Origin of the sequence: Sphingobium naphthae (assembly GCF_043589935.1) — a bacterium.
In the GTDB taxonomy this organism is placed as follows: domain Bacteria; phylum Pseudomonadota; class Alphaproteobacteria; order Sphingomonadales; family Sphingomonadaceae; genus Sphingobium; species Sphingobium naphthae_A.
Genome location: NZ_CP171455.1, coordinates 352,434 through 370,110 on the forward strand (window position 1 = coordinate 352,434; position 17,677 = coordinate 370,110).

Below are 17,677 nucleotides of genomic sequence, written 5' to 3' on the forward strand. Positions count from 1 at the left end.
ACCTCTCTCCTTGCCGTCCCGGCCCGGTCCGGGGCGGCTCCTTTTCAATTCTTGGATTCTACAGACTTGACCCAGCCTCGCTACCTCACCGGTCTTATCGGACGCGACATTCAGGCATCCTTGTCGCCCATGCTGCATGAAAGCGAGGGCGATGCGCAGGGGCTGCGGCTGATCTACCGCCTGTTCGATCTCGCCGCCCACGCCATGGGCGTGGAGGATCTGCCGCGCCTGCTCGACGCCCTTCAGCTGACGGGCTTCGCCGGCGTCAATGTCACTCATCCCTACAAGCAGGCGATCACCGCCCTTCTGGACGAACTTTCGCCCCAGGCGCAGCAGATCGGATCGGTCAATACGGTGGTGTTCAGCGCCGGGCGACGCATCGGCTATAATACCGACATCTACGGCTTCGCCCAGAATTTGCGCACCGGCCTGTCGCCGGAAGCGCGTTTTGGGCGCGTGGTGCAGATGGGTGCGGGGGGCGCCGGGGCCGCGACCGCTCATGCGCTGATGGAGCTTGGCGTGGGGGAACTCACCCTGTTCGATCCCGCGCAGCAACGGGCGCAGGAACTCGCCGCCGCGCTCAACGCCGTGCATGGCGCAGGCCGCGCGATCGTGGGCGACGATCTTCCCGCCTCGGTCGCCGCTGCCGACGGGATCGTCAATGCGACGCCCATTGGCATGAAGGGCTATCCTGGATCGGCCATTCCCCGGCCGTTGCTGCGCCCGGCGCTATGGGTGACGGACATCGTCTATTTCCCGCTGGAAACGCAATTGCTGCGGGACGCGCGCGAAGCGGGTTGCGCGACGCTGGATGGGAGTGGCATGACGGTGTACCAGGCGATACGCGCATTCGAGCATTTCACCGGGCGCGCAGCGGACCCGCAGCGGATGAGCCGGAATTTCCGGGCCGCGCTGAAACCATGATCGAGGAGACGCGCGTGACATTGGGCATCGCAACGGTTTCGCTCAGCGGCACGCTGGAGGAAAAGCTGCGCGCGGCGGCCGCTGCGGGCTTCGACGGTGTCGAAATATTCGAAAATGACCTGATCGCCTCGCCGCTCAGCCCGCGCGCGGTTCGGATGATGATGGACGATCTGGGCCTTGCCTGCCTGCTCTACCAACCCTTTCGCGATTTCGAGGGGATGCCCGGCGCGATGCGGCAACAGGCGATGGATCGCGCCGAAGCCAAGTTCGACCTGATGGGCGAACTAGGGGCCGATCGCATCCTGGTTTGCTCCAACTGTTCGCTCCATGCGCTGGGCGAGCGCAACCGCATCGTCGCGGATCTGCGCGAGCTGGGAGAGCGGGCGGCCAGGCGCGGGATCATCGTCGGTTATGAAGCGCTCGCCTGGGGCCGGCACGTATTCGACCATCGCGACGCCTGGTCGATCGTCGAACAGGTGGATCATCCCGCGATCGGCATCATTCTCGACAGCTTCCATTCCCTGTCGCGGGGCATTCCCAGTGACAGCATCCGCGCCATTCCCGGCGACAAGATCGCTTTCGTGCAGCTGGCCGACGCGCCCCGGCTAGACATGGACCTGCTGTATTGGAGCCGCCATTACCGCAATTTCCCGGGGCAAGGCGGGTTGCCGGTGGACGATTATGTCGCCGAAATCCGCAAGACCGGCTATGCTGGGCCGCTGTCGCTGGAAATCTTCAACGATCGCTTTCGCGGCTGGTCGGCGGATCTGATCGCCGCCGATGGCCTGCGGTCGCTGCGCCATGTCGAGGATGCCGCCGGGCGTCTGCTGGGCCGCCCCACTGCCGTGCCGCCGCCGCCAGCGCAGGTGCGGCCGGAATTTGTCGAGTTCGCGGTGGCGCCGGATGACGAGAGCGCGCTGGCAGCGATGTTTCGTTCGCTCGGCTTTGCGCGCACCGGGCGGCATCGCAGCAAGGCGGTGACACGCTGGCAGGCCGGATCGGTCAACCTGGTCATCAATGCCGAACCGGCTGGCTTTGGCCATAGTTTCCAGGTGACGCACGGTCCGTCCATCTGCGCGCTCGGCCTGGTTGTCGGCGATCGCGATGCGGTGGCGGCGCGCGCCGCGCATCTGGGCATCAGCCAGGTCGGCGATCAGGAAGCGCCCGGCAATCTGGCGGTGCCCGCGCTGCGCGGCATTGGCGGCAGCCTGGTCTATCTGGTCGGGGAGGGCGATGTCGCCGCCATGTGGGCGGATGAATTCGCGTCGACGGGCGAAGCGCCCGACCCGCGGCCGCTGACCATCGACCATCTCGCCGCCGTCGTGCGGATCGAGGAATATCTGTCCTGGCAGCTCTACTGGCGATCGCTGTTCGGGCTGCAGCAAAGCGCGCAGGCGGACGTCATCGACCCGTCGGGCCTGGTGCTGAGCCAGCCGCTGCAGTCGCCCGACGGCGCGCTGCGCCTGACGCTCAATGCGTCCGATGCCGCGGGCACGCTGTCGTCCCGCTTCGTCGAGCATAATTTCGGCGGCGGCTATCAGCATGTCGCGCTCGCCGCGCCAGACCTGATGGAGCGGGCGAAGGCGCTGCGGCAATCGGGCGCGGACCTGCTGCCCATCAACGGCAATTATTATGCTGATCTGGCCGCACGATTCGGCCTCAGCGCGGAAGACACGGCGCGCCTCGCCGAAGCGCACATGCTCTATGACCGCGACGAACAGGGCGACTACCGCCAGCTCTACAGCCGCGCCTTTCGCAAGCGCTTCTTCTTCGAATTTGTCGAGCGCCAGCGCTATCAGGGCTATGGCGCGCCCAATGCCGGCGTTCGCCTGGCCGCGCAGGAGCGGTTTCGCACCGATGACGCCCTGATTGATCCCTGACAGGCGCAGGCGCGCGGGCGTCAGCCTTCGTCGCCGGCCTCCAGCGTCGGATCCTGCCCCAGGAACAGCTCGGCGATCAACCGCCGCAGCCACACCGATCCCGGATCATGATGCGACCGGCGGTGCCAGAGCTGCTGCAATGGCACGGATGGCGCAGCGAAGGGCAGGGGCAGCAGATCGAGCCCCGCCATGCGCGCATAGATGCGCCCTACGCCAAGCGGCACGGTGGCGATCATGTCCGATTGGGCGACCAGCAGCGGAACGCTCATGAAATGGGGCGAGCGCAGCAGGATGCGTCGCTGCAGGCCAAGGTCGCGCAGACGCTCCTCCAGCACTTGCTGGCTGCGGCCGGGCTGCTCCACCACCACATGGTCGGCGGCCAGGAAGGCCTCCAGGCTCATCCCCGCGTCCCCATCGCCCCAGCCGGCGCGCGCGATGCAGACGAACCCCTGTTCGAACAGCCTCTGGGTGAAGAGATTCTGCCCTTCCAGCCCCAGGAAGAAGCCCAGCGCCAGGTCGATCGATCCGTCCGCCAGCCCATGCCGCATTTCGGGCAGCGAGGCGGTGACGGAGCGTAGCGTGACGCCCGGCGCGCATCGACGCAGGCTGGCCATGAGGGTGGGCAGGAAGGTCAACTCGCCCAGGTCCGACAGGCTGAGGGTGAAGCGTCGTTCCGACTGCATCGGATCGAAGGGCGCAGCGGTCACGATTTCCGAACGGACCGTCGCCATGATTTTCAGCACGGGTTCGCGCAATCCTTCGGCGACGCGTGTCGGCACCATGGCCCCGCCCTGCCGGACGAACAGCGCATCGTCGAAATGAGTGCGCAGCCGGCGCAGCGACAGGCTGACGCTCGGCTGAGTGACGCCCAGCGCCTGCGCCGCGCCCGATACGCTGCGCGCCGCGAACAGCGCCTCCAGAACGCGCAACAAGTTGAGGTCCAGCGAATCTATTTCCATCGCTTATAGTCTATATAGATTATATTGCTGATGCCTATGGGGCGACTTGGCGGTAAAATCCTTTCTGCCCCGTCTGAGAAGCGGGGCGAATGGAGAGATGCGATGAAACCGACTTCCGACGCCAAGCCTTGGCCCCGCAACGCCTGGTATGTCGCCTGCACCCCCGATGAGCTGACCGACAAGCCCTTCGCGCGCAAGATTTGCGGCGAACCCATGGTATTCTATCGGGGCGCCGACGGTCGCGTCTCGGCGCTGGAGGACTTCTGCCCGCACCGCGGCGCGCCGCTTTCGCTGGGTTTCGTGCGTGGCGGCGATCTGGTGTGCGGCTATCATGGGCTGGCGGTCGGCTGCACCGGCCGGGCGGCCAGCATGCCGGGCCAGCGCGTCGATATTTTTCCCGCCATCCGCGCCTTTCCGGTGCTTGAGCGCTACGGCTTCATCTGGGTCTGGCCCGGAGACCCCGAACGGGCGGACCCGGCCGAGCTGCACCCTCTGCCCTGGGCGGAGAGCGATCAATGGGCCTATGGCGGCGGCCTCTTTCATATTGCCTGCGACTATCGGCTGATGATCGACAATCTGATGGACCTCACCCACGAAACCTATGTCCATGCGTCCAGCATCGGGCAGAAGGAAATCGACGAAGCGCCGGTGGCGACCCGCGTCGAGGCGGGGGAAGTCATCACCAGCCGGATGATGGACAAGGTGGTGGCGCCGCCCTTCTGGCGCATGGCGCTGCGCGGCGCCGGTCTGCCCGACGACCAGCTGGTCGATCGCTGGCAGATCTGCCGCTTCAGCCTGCCCAGTCATGTCATGATCGAAGTAGGCGTCGCGCTGGAAGGGCAGGGCGGCTATGAAGCCGACGCCAGCGTCAAGGCATCCAGCATCGTCGTCGACTTCATCACGCCCGAAACGGAAACGTCGCACTGGTATTTCTGGGGCATGGCGCGCCAGTTCGCGGTCGATGACGCCGCGATCACGGATTCAATCCGGCAGGGACAGGCGCAGATTTTCGGCGAAGATCTGGCGATGCTGGAGCAGCAGCAGCGCAACCTTCTGCGCTGCCCCGACCGGCGCTTGCTCAAACTCAATATCGACGCGGGCGGCGTGCGGTCGCGGCTGATGATCGAGCGGGCGATCGCACAGGAAAATGTGGCGCCCGCGCCGCTTCAGGCTGCTGGGGGCTGAACCGCGCCACGACCGCGACCGAGCGCGAACAGCGCGCCGGCCGCGATCAGTGATCCCGTCGCCATGCCGAGCGCCACCATCGGCAGTCCGACATCCAGGCTGAAGAGAAAGCCGGCGACGATCGGGCCGAGCGCCGCGCCGCCGCGGCCGATGCCGATGACGATGCCGGTGCCCCCGCCGCGCACCGATGTCGGGAAGGACTGGGCGATGATGGCGTAGAGGCCGACAACGCCGGCATTGGTGAAGAAGCCCGCCGCCGCCGCGACCATCGACAGTCCAGACAGGCTGGCCTGCCCCTGGCCGAAGATCGTCACCATGACCGTGGAGACCAGCATCGCCGCGATCACCAGCGCGCGAATGCCAATCCGCCAGCTCAGGATGCTCAGCAGCAGCGCGCCCAGCAGCCCGCCGACATTGGCCCAGACCAGCACGCCGCCCGCCGTCGATGGCGTATAGCCCATGTCGACGACAATCTTGGGCACCCATTTGAGGATGAAGTAGAAGGTCATGATGTGCGCGAAATAGGCAGCCGTCAGCAGGATGGTGACGCGCGCCAGGCCCGGCGCGAACAGCGCGGCCAGCGATGCCTTGGGCGCATGATCCTCGGCCGGCGGCAGCGTGTCGACCGGCCCATGGCCCATGCGGCGCAGCAGCGTATTGACCTTGTCAAGCGCGCCCCGGGGCCGTCGCTGCAGCAGGAAACCGATGGATTCGGGCAGCAGCACCAGCGTCAGCGGCAGGAACACGCCGGTGACGATCGCGCCGAACAGGAAGACGTCCCGCCATCCGCCCGACACCAGCAGCATGGACGCGATCGATCCGCCCAGGATCGCGCCGATCGGATAGCCCGCCGCCATGACTGCGACCGCCAGGCTGCGCGCGCGGGCGTTTGCCAGTTCGGCCACCATGGCGTTGGTGCAGGCGAGCATGCCGCCGATGCCGAGGCCGGTGATCAGGCGGATCGCCGACAGGCTGGTGACGCTGGTCGCCAGCGTCGCGCCGAACATGCCGGCCGCCATGATGACCAGGCACAGCAGGATGGTGGGGCGACGCCCGGCGCGGTCGGCCAGTCCGCCGAGCAGGATCGAGCCCACCGCCATGCCGATCAGCTCCATCGACAGCACAATGCCCAGCGCCGCGCGGTCGACGCCCCATTCGGCGGCGATGCCGGGCGACGCGAAGCTGATCGCCAATACGTCAAAGCCATCAAGCGCGTTCAGCAGGATGCACAGGATGATCGCGGCGATCTGCAGCCGGCCCATCGGCGCCTCATCCAGCATTCGCCTGACATTGGTCGGCTCTTCCATCATCCTCTTTTATCCTTGTCGTTCAGCTTGCGGCGAAAATATCCAGTCGCACATGATCGCTATAGCGCCCTGCGGTGCAGAGAAAAACCGTGCGCCCCAGCCAGCCATGGACGCTGTCGCTCGCCACGTCGAAGCGCGGCGTGGTGCGGAAATAGTAAAGCGCGGGATCGACGACCTGACCGGCGGCAATGCGCGCCAGCACCTCGGGCGGGCCATGGCGATAGCCCGGATTGGTGACGGAAATGAGCGTGCCGTCCTGCGCCTGGAGCGTATAGCGGGCCAGGATATCGGCGGTGCCATCCGCGCGGATCGATTGCCAGTCGGCGCCGCCGGGCAGCACTTGGCCCTGTAGGCGGGGACCCTCCACCGTGCCGCCGGTGATCGGGATCACGCGCTTGCGCACGCCATCCACCATGCCCAGTTCCTGCGGCGGGCCGATGAGGACGCGCAGGCGGAACGCCAGGCTGAGCGCAGGTGGCGTCAGCGCCTCGGCGTCCGCCGCCTGCGCAGGCGCCATGGCGCTCGCCAGCGCGACGCCAGGCATGGCGCGCAGCAGGCTGCGCCGCTCCACGCTCATGCACCCGTCCTCTCGCCGGTCGGCTTGGTTCGGTTCGTGCCGCTCAGCCATCGGCGGGCGCCGTGAGCATCAGCGCATCAAGCGCGACCGCGCCCTGGTCCTGCGGGTAGATGATGACGGGGTTGAGGTCGATTTCACGGATGGCGGGCTGCGCCAGCAGCAGGCGGCCGAGCGTCGCGATAATGTGCGCCACGGCATCGACGTCGAGCGCCGGCGCGCCGCGAAAGCCCCGCAGCAGCGCCGCCTGCTTCAACTGGTGCAGTTCGCGCACGATCGCGTCCAGCGGCAGATCGGGCGTGAACAATCGCACATCCTGCAATATCTCAGCCGTGACCCCGCCGAAGCCGGCCAGGATGACAGGGCCCCAGTCGGGATCGCTCCTGGCGCCGATGATGAGCTCGACGCCGCGCGCACCCATGCCTTCCAGCAAGGCGCCGTCCAGCCTGAGGCTCGCGTCATAAGCCGCGACATTGGCGTGCAGTTGGTCCCACGCCGCGCGCAGGGCATCGGCGTTCCCCAGGTTCAGCAAGACGCCGCCGGCATCGCTCTTGTGGCTGAGCGCGGCGGCCTGCGCCTTCAACACCATCGGATAGCCGATCCGGTCGGCGGCTGCGATCGCCTCCTCGACGCTGGTGCAGAATGCGCCGCGCGGGAAGGGGATGCCCAGCGGGGCGAGCAATGCCTTGGCCTGATATTCCGGGATGACCCCGCTCTGCGACGGCAGGTCGATGGTGGGCAGGGGAGCGGGATCAGCCTCGGCGAAATCGCGGTGGGCGTGGGCGTTCAGTTGCTTGAGCGCGCGGAAGGCGCGCTCGGTCGAGGGAAAATAGGGGATGCCAAGGGCGCGCAGCCGATTGATCCAGTCTCGGGGGATCGGCGCGCCTTCGTCCAGCCCGGCGAGGATCACCGGCTTAGCGGGCTTCCCTTCCTCGACCGCGCGCAGGATCGGCGGCAGCTTGATGCCAACGGTCACCGGATCGGTCTGGATGATGCCAGCGACGATGCTGCCGAACCGATCGTCGCTGAACAGCGCCGCCAATGTGCGCTGATACAGTGCCGGGTCGACCAGGCCCTGGGCGGTCAGATCGAGCGGGTTGGACACGCCGACAAAGTCCGGCAGCGCGGCGCGCAGGGCCGGGGCATTGCCGTCGTCGATCTGCGGCAAGTCGAGCGCCAGGCCCTCGCACAGGTCCAGGGTCAGCGCCTTGAACGCGCCGCTTTCGCCCAGCACCGCCACGCCCGTGGCCGGCACGGCGGGACAGCGCAGCGCGATCTCCGCAATGTCGCCCAGTTCCTCCAGCGTTTCGGCCATAATGACTCCGGCGCGCTCAACCTTGGCGCGCATGAGCTGATAGTCGCCCGCCATCGCGCCCGTATGCGTGGCGGCGGATTCGCGCGCGGCGCTGGACTTGCCGGGATGCAGCAGCACGATCGTCTTGCCCAGCGTCCTCGCGCGGCGCGCGGCGGCGAGAAAGCGGCGCGGCTTGCGGAACTGCTCGACGATCATGGCGATGACCTGCGTGGCGTGATCGTCCAGCAGATAATCGACATAATCCTCGACACCCGACGCCGCCTCATTCCCGGTCGATACCGAGAAGCTGAGGCCAAGGTCGCGGCTGGCGAGGGTGGTGCCCAGCACGCAGGCCATGGCCCCGCTCTGCGACACGATGCCGATGCCCTTGCGGTCCCCCAGAGGGACCGCGTCCGTTTCCACGAAGGTCAGCGGCACCCGGTCGATGAAGTTGGTCATGCCCAGGCAGTTGGGGCCTTCGACGACCATGCCGGATTGCGCGGCGATGCGGCCGATCTGCTGCTGCTCGGCCAGGCCTTGCTCGCCGCCCTCGGCAAAGCCTGCCGAAAAGATGATGGCGGCTCCGACCCTGCGCGCGGCGAGCGCCTTCACCGTGTCGAGCACGGCCACGCGCGGAATGGCCAATACGGCCGCATCCACGCCCTCGGGCAGGGCGTCGACCGATGGCAGGCAGGGCCGCCCGCCAATCTCCGCTCGCTTGGGGTTGATGAGGTGGATGTCACCGGCAAAGCCGTTGCGCGAAAGGTTGGAGAGGACCGAAGCGCCCAGCGCGCCGGGCTTATCGGACGCGCCGACGATCACCACCGAGCGCGGCCGCAGCAGCCGATCGAGCGCCTGATGGTCAGTGCCCGTCGCATCGGCGGCAGGCGGGTTCAGTGTCTCGACCGTCATGGGGTCCGTCTCTCCATTCTTCCATTGCCGACAGGGGCGGGCCGCCATGCCCGGCGGCCCGGTGACAGGGTCAGGCGCTCTGTTTCGACTTGTCGTAGGCGCCCAGGCCGGGCTTGTAGCTCTTGTCGTCGATAAACTGCCGGATGCCTTCCTTGCGGCCTTCATTGTCGAAGCTGTTGGCCGCTTCCTGCGCGCGGATCAGATAATCCTCCGCATTGTCATAGGTCATTTCGCGCACGCGGCGGATGGCATCCTTGGTGGCCTTGAGCGCGACGGGGTTCTTGCCCAGCAGGACATTAGCGACCTGCGTCACGCGCGCCTTGAGCTGGTCCAGCGGCACCGCTTCGTTGACGAAGCCCCACTGGGCCGCTGTCCGCCCGTCGACATTTTCCCCCATCAGCGCATGATACATGGCGTTGCGGAAGCTGGTGAGTTCGGTCGCGACCTTCGCCGCGCCGCCGCCTGGCAGGATGCCCCAATTGATTTCGGACAGGCCAAATTGCGCCTCTTCCGCCGCAAAGGCGAGGTCGCAGGCGAAGAGCGGACCATAGCCGCCGCCAAAGCACCAGCCATTGACCATGGCGATGGTCGGCTTTTGATACCAGCGCAGCCGCCGCCACCAGCCATAGCTTTCGCGCTGCGCGCCGCGCGTGCCCTGAAGGCCCTGCGCTTCGGTTTCGCGGAAATATTCCTTGAGGTCCATGCCCGCGCTCCAGGCGGTGCCTTCGCCGGTGAGGACGAGGACGCCCACATCGTCGCGGAATTCCAGCGCGTCGAGCACGCGCATCATCTGCCGGTTGAGGCGCGGCGACATGCAATTGCGCTTGTCGGGGCGATTGAAGCTGACCCAGGCGATGCCATTGTCGACCGTGAAGGCGACGGTGTCGAGTTCGGCCTGGTCGACCCCGTCGACGGGCAGGATGTTGGTCATGACGGCTCCTTTTAATGCGCTGGTTTTAATGCGCTGGCCCGGCTTCTCTGCGGGGCGATCGTGATCGAATGAAGGAAGGCGGAGGTCAGATAGGCCCGCCGGGCTCAGATCGGATAATGGCCCGGCTGCGTTTCCATTGTGATCCAGCGCAGCTCGGTGAAGCTGTCGATCCCCGCCTTGCCGCCGAACTTCCCGTAACCCGAAGCCTTGACGCCGCCGAAGGGCATTTGGGCCTCATCATGCACGGTGGGGCCGTTCACATGGCAGATGCCCGACTGAATCTGCCGCGCGACGCGCAGGCCGCGGCCGGTGTCGCGGGTGAAGACGGAGGCGGACAGGCCATAGTCGGTGTCGTTGGCCAGAGCGATGGCATGCGCCTCGTCCCGGGCGCGCACAATGCCCACCACCGGCCCGAAACTTTCGTCGCGGAACAGCTTCATGTCGGGCGTCACGCCATCGATCACATGGGCAGGCATCAGCACGCCGTCAGTCTCGCCGCCGTTCAGCTGCCGCGCGCCCGACGCCAGCGCATCGTCGATCAGCGAACGGACATGATCGACGGTCCTGGTGTCGACCACCGCGCCCAGCGGCGTCTGCCCCGCGCGCGGATCGCCGACCGCCAGGGTGCCGACCTTCGCCTGAAATTTCTCGACAAAGGCGTCCGCGATCGCTTCGACGACGATGATCCGTTCGGTCGACATGCAGATCTGGCCCTGGTTCATGAAGGCGCCGAACGCCGCCGCCTTGACCGCTTCGTCCAGATCGGCGTCTTCCAGCACGATGAAGGGCGCCTTGCCGCCCAGTTCCAGCAGCACGGGTTTCAGATTGTCCGCGCAGCGCCGGGCGATGATCTTGCCCACGGCGGTCGATCCGGTGAAGTTGACGCGCCGCACGGCGGGATGATCGATCATCGCGCCCACGACATCGCCGGCGTCCTGCGGCGCATTGGTGACGAGGTTGACGATCCCGTCGCCAAGGCCAGCCTCGACAAAGGCCTGGATGATGAGGCCATGGGTGCGCGGGCATTGTTCGGACGCCTTGAGCACCACCGTATTGCCGCAGGCGAGCGGCACCGCGATCGCGCGCGTCGCCAGGATGATCGGCGCGTTCCAGGGCGCCATCGACAACACAACGCCGGCGGGTTCGCGGATGGCCATGGCGATGCAGCCAGGCTTGTCGGATGGAATGACCTCGCCGCCAATCTGGGTGGTGAGGCTCGCGGCCTCCCGCACCATCGAACTGGACAGCATGATGTTGAACCGCGCCCAGCCTTCGGTCGCGCCGATTTCAGACATCATCGCGTCGATGAAATCATCGGCACGGGCGTCGATTGCGTCGGCCGCCTTCAGCAGCGCCGCGCGCCGCGCGTTGGGGCCCAGCGCCGCCCAGCCGGGGAAGGCGCCCTGCGCGGCATCGACCGCGGCGCGGGCATCATCGACGCTGGCGGCGGCGGCGCGGGTGGCGATCTCTCCGGTCACCGGGTTGGAACGGTCGAAAGTGGATGTCGCGGCGCGCGATTCGCCGCCGATCATCAGGGAAACGTCCGATGCAGGCATATCCTGACTCCTCCTAATTGGTATGAGACATAGCAATGTTGATTGTGGGCGGCAACAGCCTTATCGCCGTGGGTCATGGAAAAGCCGAACGCGCCCAAAGAACTGCATGATCCGATTGCGTCGCGCCTGGGCTATCTGTTGCGCCGTGCGTCGGCGACGATGATGGCCGACCTGGGGGAGGCGCTTGGCGCTGTGGGCCTGCGCCCCGTAGAAGGCACGATCCTGATCCTGGTCGGCGCCAATCCGGGGTGCATCCAGAGCGAGCTGGGACGCGCGCTGGGGATCAAGCGCGCCAATATGGTGCCGCTGGTCGCAGGCCTGACGGCGCAAGACTATCTGGAAAAATCGCCGGTGGACGGGCGGTCCTTCGCCCTGTCGCTGACGCCGCGCGGGGAAAAGGCGCGCGCGCGGGTCGACGAGATCATGGACGCGCATGAGGCCGGCTTTGCGCGCCTGCTGGCCGATATGGACCAGCAGCAATTGCGTACGGCGCTCAGCCTGATCGCGAACGGGCGGGACTAGTCGGCCTGAACGCGGCATGCGTCAAGCTGGGGTAGGAGATGGCGCGGCGGCACTCCCGATCGGCACCGCCCCTTTGCGCGTCAGGGTGCGGTCGGGGCCGCGTCATCGCCATGGAACCAGGCCGCCGGCCGCTTGCGCGCGTTGGGCCAGATTTCGTCCAGCGTCATCGGATCGTATAGCCGCCCATTCTTCATCACCGCGCCGATTTTCATCGCGTTGGCGATGTCGGCCAGCGGGTCGGCATCCAGGATCAGCAGGTCGGCGAACTTACCCGGCTCCAGGCTGCCGACATCGTCGCTATGCCCGATCACCTCGGCCGATCCGATGGTCGCGGCCTTCAGCGTCTCCATCGGGGTCGCGCCGCCGCCGGCGAAGGCCTGCATCTCCCACTGATAGCCCAGGCCCTGCATCTCGCCATGGCTGCCGATGCCGACCAGCCCGCCGGCGCGCTGGATGGCGACGGCGTCGGCCGCGATCGTCCGCCAGCTTTGCGCCTCGGGCGGCATCCAGTGACGATTGCGCAGCTTTTCGCTGACGATGCCGGGCGGCACGAAATGACGGAGTTTGGGGTCGTCCTGCGGCCGCTTGTGGATGATGAAGTCGAACAAGGCGGGCGTCGTCCCATAGGCGACGAGGATGGTGGGCGTATAGCTGGTGCGGCTCTGCGCAAACAGGCGGATGATGTCCTGCCGCAGCGGCGACACGGGAATGGCATGTTCATTGCCCGAAAAGCCGTCGATGGCGTGGGTCAGGTTCAGCACCATGTCGCTGGCGCCTTCGGTCGTGGGCATCATGCCCAGCGCGCTGGCGGCCTCGACCATATATTGCCGCTGCGCGCGGTCGCCGATCATATAGCTTTTGATGTTGCGCGTGCGATAATGGTCGCGATAGCGGGTGAGCACGTCGATCGCATCCTGCCGGCTGTGGATCTCGGCATTGACGAAGACGCCCGGCCCGGTCGACCAGGCGCGCGGCCCGACCATCATGCCGGCGTCGATCATGTCCTGATAGGCAAAGACATCGCTGGTGAAGGGCTGGACGTCGAGCGCAGACGTCACGCCATAGGCCAGGTTGGCGGCGAAATCCCAATGGCCGCGCTCCTGGATGCCCCGCCGGATTTCGAACCAGTGGGCGTGGGTGTCGACGAAGCCGGGCACGATATATTTGCCGCTGACGTCGCGCACGCTGGCGCTCGCCGGCACCGCGACAGAGCCGCTTGGCCCCACCGCCACGATCCGATTGTCGGAGATGACGATGTCGGCATTGGCGATCACCGGCTGCGCGCCCGCCATCGGCAGCACGGTCGCGCCGCGCAGCACGATGCTGCCCTGCGGCACGTCGCGGGGCAGCGCGACCGGGAGGGGGTAGCTTTGCGCCATCGCCTCGCTGCCTTCGGCGGGCGCAGCAAGCGCCTGCGCCGTGGGCACCCGGCGGAAGGTCGATCCGACCGACCAGGTGACGGTTGCGCCTTCATCGGCCCAGTCCGTGAAATCCGCGCCGACGCGCGTCAGCTTGGCCTTGGCGACGATCGGCGCGGACAGGTTGATCGTCGGCGGCTCCGCGCCATTGGCGGGCGGCACGTCGAGAATATAGACCTGGCTGAAGGATCTGACGAGCGCATGGCGCATATCCGGGCTGAGGCGCACTTCCTCGACCGGCGCTGGCCCCGGAAAATATTGGCCCAAGCCTGGCGCCAGCACCCGCAGCGCGATCTGGGGGTCGCCGCCCGACAGCGGCACCGATGCGACACCGGCGGGGCTGTAGAAGAGCAGCCGGCCATCCTGCGCGAAATGCGGCAGCCGCGCGCCCATCGCATGGGTGATCTGCGCCACCGACCCGCCGCGGGCCGGCAGGCGGATGATGTCGGTCGGCCGCGACGGGTCGATTTCCGACACCGCGCGCAGCCGGTCATGCTGGTTCGCGCGCAGGGCGACGATGCTGCCGCCATCGGGGGTGAAGACCGGCTCGGTATAATAAGCGGGGATTTGCGTCAGCCGGCGCGGCGTGCCGCCGCTCGCCGGCACCGACCAGATATGGCCGCCCCCGGTCGCGGTCCAGCGGACATAGACGATCGTGCGGCCGTCGGGCGACCAGCTGGGCTGGAAGGCGTCGGTCTCGACGATGCGCCGCGGCGCGGCGCCGGCGGCCAGATCCTGCACATAGAGGCCGCCCAGCGCGGTGAACGCGACGCGCCTACCATTGGGCGACTGGCGCGGAGCCTGCACCACGCGCACGCGCACCGGGCCCGTCTCTTCCTTCTGCCGCACGCGCGTCAGCGGCCCCAGTCCCAGCTTCACCGGCGCCGTGAAGGGAATATCGGTCAGCGCGCCCGTGGCGATGTCCAGCCGCGCCAGCTTGCCGCCCACGCTGATCAGCAGCGCCTTGTCGCCGGGCATGAAGCTGTAGCGCGGCAACAGGTCGGCATAATAGCCGCCATCCTGCCCGTCCCGGTCGATCGGGAAGGCGATCCACTTGTCCTCGCCCGTCTCCAGGTCGCGCAGGCGAAGCCCGTTCTGCTGGCCCCCATTGGCCAGGCTGCGGCTGGCATAGGCGATCAGCCGCCCGTCATGCGACAGCGCAGGGCGCATCGCGCCGCCCGCCGACTGGATGATCGTCTCGTCCTGTCCTGTCTTGAGGTCGCGGCGCGCGATCGACCAGTTGGGCAGGTCATTTTCGGTCCAGGTATGGCCGCGCTTGGTGGCGTAATAGAGATAGCGGCCATCGGGCGCATGGACCGCGCCCATGGCGTTCAACTTCTCGTCCCAATTGTCGGGCGATCCCGCCTTGGTGATCTGGAGGCCGCTGCCGCCATCCTTGTCGTAGAGGAAGAGTTCGAAGGCCAGGATCGAATGGACGGTGCGCGACACGCTGATGAAGCGCCCGTCCGGCGACCAGGCCGGCGAGGAATAGATGGCGACCTTGTCGTCGTGCGACAGTTGCTTCAGGCCCGTGCCATCGGCATTGGCGACCCACAAATTGGTCGCCCCCGACCGGTCGGACAGGAACGCGAACTGCGTGCCGTCGGGGGAGAAGACCGGGTTGCGCTCGAACGCCATGCCGGTCAGCACCGGCCGCGCCGTCCCGCCCGCCGCATCCAGCGCATAGATGTCGCCCAGCAGGTCGAACAGGATGGTCTTGCCGTCGGGCGCCATGTCCGGCTGCATCCAGGTGCCTTCCTGCGCCGCATAGGCCAGCGTCCGCGTGGACTGAAGGCCGAGCCCGCTGGTCTGGGCGGCGGCGAGGGACGGCGCGGCGACGAGCGCGGCACTCAGCATCAGGAGGGCGGGAAAACGCATCATCATCCTTGTGACAGCAAGGCCGGGCAAAGCAAATGAGGTCGCCGGCGCGAAAGGCCGGCGACCCCGGTTGTTACAGGCTCCAGTCGGCGCGCAGGCCGATGGTGCGCGGGCGGATGATCGACCCGGCCGGCACCGCCTGCGACGTGAACGGCGCATTGAGGATGCCGAACTTGTCGAACAGGTTGTTGGCGAACGCCATGATCCGCAGATTTTCGCTCAGGCCGATCGACGCGCGCAGGTCGATCACGTTGAACCCGCCGCGCTTGGCGTCGTTGCCGAACGCCACCGGCGCCTTCGACAGGTAGCGATGGGCGATCTCGAAGGTCGGCGCGCCGCCCACCGAGCCCAGGTCGAACTTCAGATTGTTCGCGACCGACCATTTGGACGATCCGGGCAGGGTCGTGCCCTTGGCATAGCCGCCACCCACCGCGAAGGTGTCGGGCAGGAATTCGGACAGACGCGCATCCTGGTAGGTGACGTTGCTGCTGAAGCTCACCATGCGGTTGACGCGGATGGTTCCGGAAAATTCGACCCCGTCGATGTCCGCGCCGCCCGCATTGGTGACGTAGGAATAATAATAGGGCGCGTCGGAAAAGAGGCGCGCCTGAATATTCTTCCAGTCGAGATGGAAGCCGGTGAGGTCGAGCAGCAGCCGGTCATTCAGCAGCGAAGCTTTGACGCCGACTTCATAATTGTCGACCTCGTCGCTTTCATAGCTGGTCGGAATGCCTTCCAGGATGGCGGCGTTGGGGTTTGGGCCGCCCACGCGGAAACCGCGCGAGAAGGTGCCATAGACCATCAGCTTGTCCGACGGGCGGAAGGCGAGCGTCACCTTGGGGGTGAAGCCGTCTTCCTTCTGCGTCATGCCAAAGCTGCTGGATACGGGCGTGAAGCTGCCCGGCGCCAGCGTGCCAGCCGCATTGGTGATCTTCGCGCTGTTCTTGGTGTCGTAATAGCGGCCGCCCACGGTAATCTCGACGGTCTCGACCGGCTTGAACGACACTTCGCCGAAAATGCCGAAATCATGGTTGGTGGTGTCGGAAATATAGCCGTAGATCGCGTCGTTCGGCGCCAGCACCGCGCCGGAATAGCCGCCGAACAGGTCGGGATTGGCATCGATATAGGCGGCCGCCCCGCCCTGGTAGATGCGGTCGATGCTGCTCTTGGTCGCCTTCATGTAGCTGGTGCCGATCAGCCATTTGAACGGTCCGTCGCCCTGCGATGCGACACGCGCCTCGATGGTGCGGATCAGCGCCTCGGCCTCGCCCAGCGAATAGGCGGCGTCTGCGCCCTCGGTCACGCCGGTGACATAGGCATAGGGGTAGGAAAAGACGGTCGTGTTGTTCTTCTTGGTGACCGATCCCAGCACCGTCAGCGTCGCTGCGTCGCCAATTTCCTGGTCCAGCCGCAGGCTGTTCATCCAATAATCGGTCTTCTGCGGCTCCGCCCGGGGCGTGTTGCGGATATAGGGATTGTCGAGGTCGAGATAGGTCTGGTCCTCCAGCTTGCTGTCCTGATAGCTTGACAGGAAGGTGACCTTGGTCGTCTCGCCCAGATGCGCGACGATCGATCCGCGCAGCCCGCGCGTGCGATAGTCATTGGCGCCGTTCACGCCCGTGCCGGGATTGTCGAGATAGCCCGCATCATAGCGCTGGAGCGCGACCAGCCGCACCGCCAGCTGGTCCTGCACCAGCGGCACGTTGATCATCGCCTTGGCGGCGTAGTTGAGATCGCGCGACGCATTCTTGGTCGTGCCGATGAGGCCGGACGCGGCCGCGTCGATCTTCGACGGGTCGGCGACATTGGCGACATAGTTGACCAGCCCGCCCAGCGTCGAGGAACCGAACAGCGTGCCCTGCGGGCCGCGCAGCACCTCGACCCGCTGCAGGTCGAACGTATCGACGTCGGGAATGCCGATCGGGAAGCCCGGCTCCACCAGCGGCACTTCGTTCAGATAATAGCCGACCGTGGTCTGGCCCTGTTCATGATAGGTGGTGGCGGCGACGCCGCGGATCACCACTTCGGAAATGCCGGGCTGATAATCGTTGAAGACGACGCCGGGCAGCCGGGTGATATAGTCCGACAGGCTGTTGGCGTTCATTTCCTTGAGCTGTTCGCCCGTGACCGCGCTGATCGACAGGGCAACCTGGCGAATATCCTCGTCGCGCTTGCCGGCGGTGACGATGATCGTGCCATTGTCCTCACCGGGCGCCTGGGCCAGCGCCGGGGCGGTGAACAGGGTGGCGGCCGCCAGCGCGGCGAGGCTGACCGATTTGATGGGCATAATGGTCTTCATGTCATTTCCCCTTCTGTTGCGGGCGCCGCCGTCTTCGG

At 66.7% G+C, this 17,677-nt stretch carries 12 protein-coding genes; 4 read left to right on the plus strand and 8 right to left on the minus strand.

Features of this window, described 5'->3' with window-relative positions; genetic code table 11:
- The first annotated feature begins 129 nt into the window (after positions 1–129).
- Together ACGGKE_RS16665 and ACGGKE_RS16670 are read left to right on the plus strand one after the other, a co-directional pair.
- Positions 130–924, plus strand: coding sequence for a shikimate dehydrogenase (locus ACGGKE_RS16665; RefSeq protein WP_394443077.1), 795 nt, complete (start codon positions 130–132; stop codon positions 922–924).
- Positions 921–2,804, plus strand: coding sequence for a bifunctional sugar phosphate isomerase/epimerase/4-hydroxyphenylpyruvate dioxygenase family protein (locus tag ACGGKE_RS16670; RefSeq protein ID WP_394442351.1), 1,884 nt, complete (start codon positions 921–923; stop codon positions 2,802–2,804). Before ACGGKE_RS16665 ends, ACGGKE_RS16670 begins: the two co-directional genes overlap by 4 nt.
- Positions 2,805–2,824: 20 nt before the next feature.
- On the opposite strand, the gene ACGGKE_RS16675 is transcribed toward ACGGKE_RS16670, so the two are convergent.
- On the minus strand, positions 2,825–3,763 hold the full coding sequence (locus tag ACGGKE_RS16675; RefSeq protein WP_394442354.1) for a LysR family transcriptional regulator: 939 nt from the start codon (positions 3,761–3,763) through the stop codon (positions 2,825–2,827).
- 102 nt (positions 3,764–3,865) lie between these two features.
- Here ACGGKE_RS16675 and ACGGKE_RS16680 point away from each other — a divergent pair, with 102 nt between their 5' ends.
- Complete coding sequence (locus ACGGKE_RS16680; protein WP_394442358.1) at positions 3,866–4,948, plus strand: Rieske 2Fe-2S domain-containing protein; 1,083 nt, start codon at positions 3,866–3,868, stop codon at positions 4,946–4,948.
- Here the strand turns inward: ACGGKE_RS16680 and ACGGKE_RS16685 are convergent.
- The 5 genes from ACGGKE_RS16685 to ACGGKE_RS16705 all read right to left on the minus strand — a co-directional run bounded on the left by ACGGKE_RS16685 (position 4,930) and on the right by ACGGKE_RS16705 (position 11,498).
- Positions 4,930–6,255 carry an MFS transporter gene (locus ACGGKE_RS16685; RefSeq protein ID WP_394443079.1) on the minus strand — a complete coding sequence of 442 codons (1,326 nt, stop codon included), beginning with the start codon at positions 6,253–6,255 and terminating at the stop codon, positions 4,930–4,932. The two genes, ACGGKE_RS16680 and ACGGKE_RS16685, sit on opposite strands and share 19 nt — an antisense overlap.
- 22 nt (positions 6,256–6,277) lie before the next feature.
- Complete coding sequence (locus ACGGKE_RS16690) at positions 6,278–6,832, minus strand: DUF3237 domain-containing protein (RefSeq protein ID WP_394442361.1); 555 nt, start codon at positions 6,830–6,832, stop codon at positions 6,278–6,280.
- Between the two features lie 43 nt (positions 6,833–6,875).
- A complete protein-coding gene (locus tag ACGGKE_RS16695; RefSeq protein ID WP_394442364.1) occupies positions 6,876–9,035 on the minus strand; it encodes an acetate--CoA ligase family protein in 2,160 nt (719 codons plus the stop codon).
- 70 nt (positions 9,036–9,105) lie between these two features.
- Complete coding sequence (locus ACGGKE_RS16700; protein ID WP_394442367.1) at positions 9,106–9,966, minus strand: p-hydroxycinnamoyl CoA hydratase/lyase; 861 nt, start codon at positions 9,964–9,966, stop codon at positions 9,106–9,108.
- Positions 9,967–10,070: 104 nt separating this feature from the next.
- Positions 10,071–11,498, minus strand: coding sequence for an aldehyde dehydrogenase (locus tag ACGGKE_RS16705; protein WP_394443081.1), 1,428 nt, complete (start codon positions 11,496–11,498; stop codon positions 10,071–10,073).
- Positions 11,499–11,597: 99 nt separating this feature from the next.
- Here ACGGKE_RS16705 and ACGGKE_RS16710 point away from each other — a divergent pair, with 99 nt between their 5' ends.
- Complete coding sequence (locus ACGGKE_RS16710; RefSeq protein WP_394442371.1) at positions 11,598–12,044, plus strand: MarR family winged helix-turn-helix transcriptional regulator; 447 nt, start codon at positions 11,598–11,600, stop codon at positions 12,042–12,044.
- 80 nt (positions 12,045–12,124) lie between these two features.
- Here the strand turns inward: ACGGKE_RS16710 and ACGGKE_RS16715 are convergent, their stop codons facing one another.
- Both ACGGKE_RS16715 and ACGGKE_RS16720 read right to left on the minus strand, forming a co-directional pair.
- Complete coding sequence (locus tag ACGGKE_RS16715) at positions 12,125–15,346, minus strand: amidohydrolase family protein (RefSeq protein WP_394442375.1); 3,222 nt, start codon at positions 15,344–15,346, stop codon at positions 12,125–12,127.
- A 67-nt stretch (positions 15,347–15,413) separates the two neighbouring features.
- On the minus strand, positions 15,414–17,639 hold the full coding sequence (locus tag ACGGKE_RS16720) for a TonB-dependent receptor (RefSeq protein WP_394442379.1): 2,226 nt from the start codon (positions 17,637–17,639) through the stop codon (positions 15,414–15,416).
- Between the last annotated feature and the right edge of the window lie 38 nt (positions 17,640–17,677).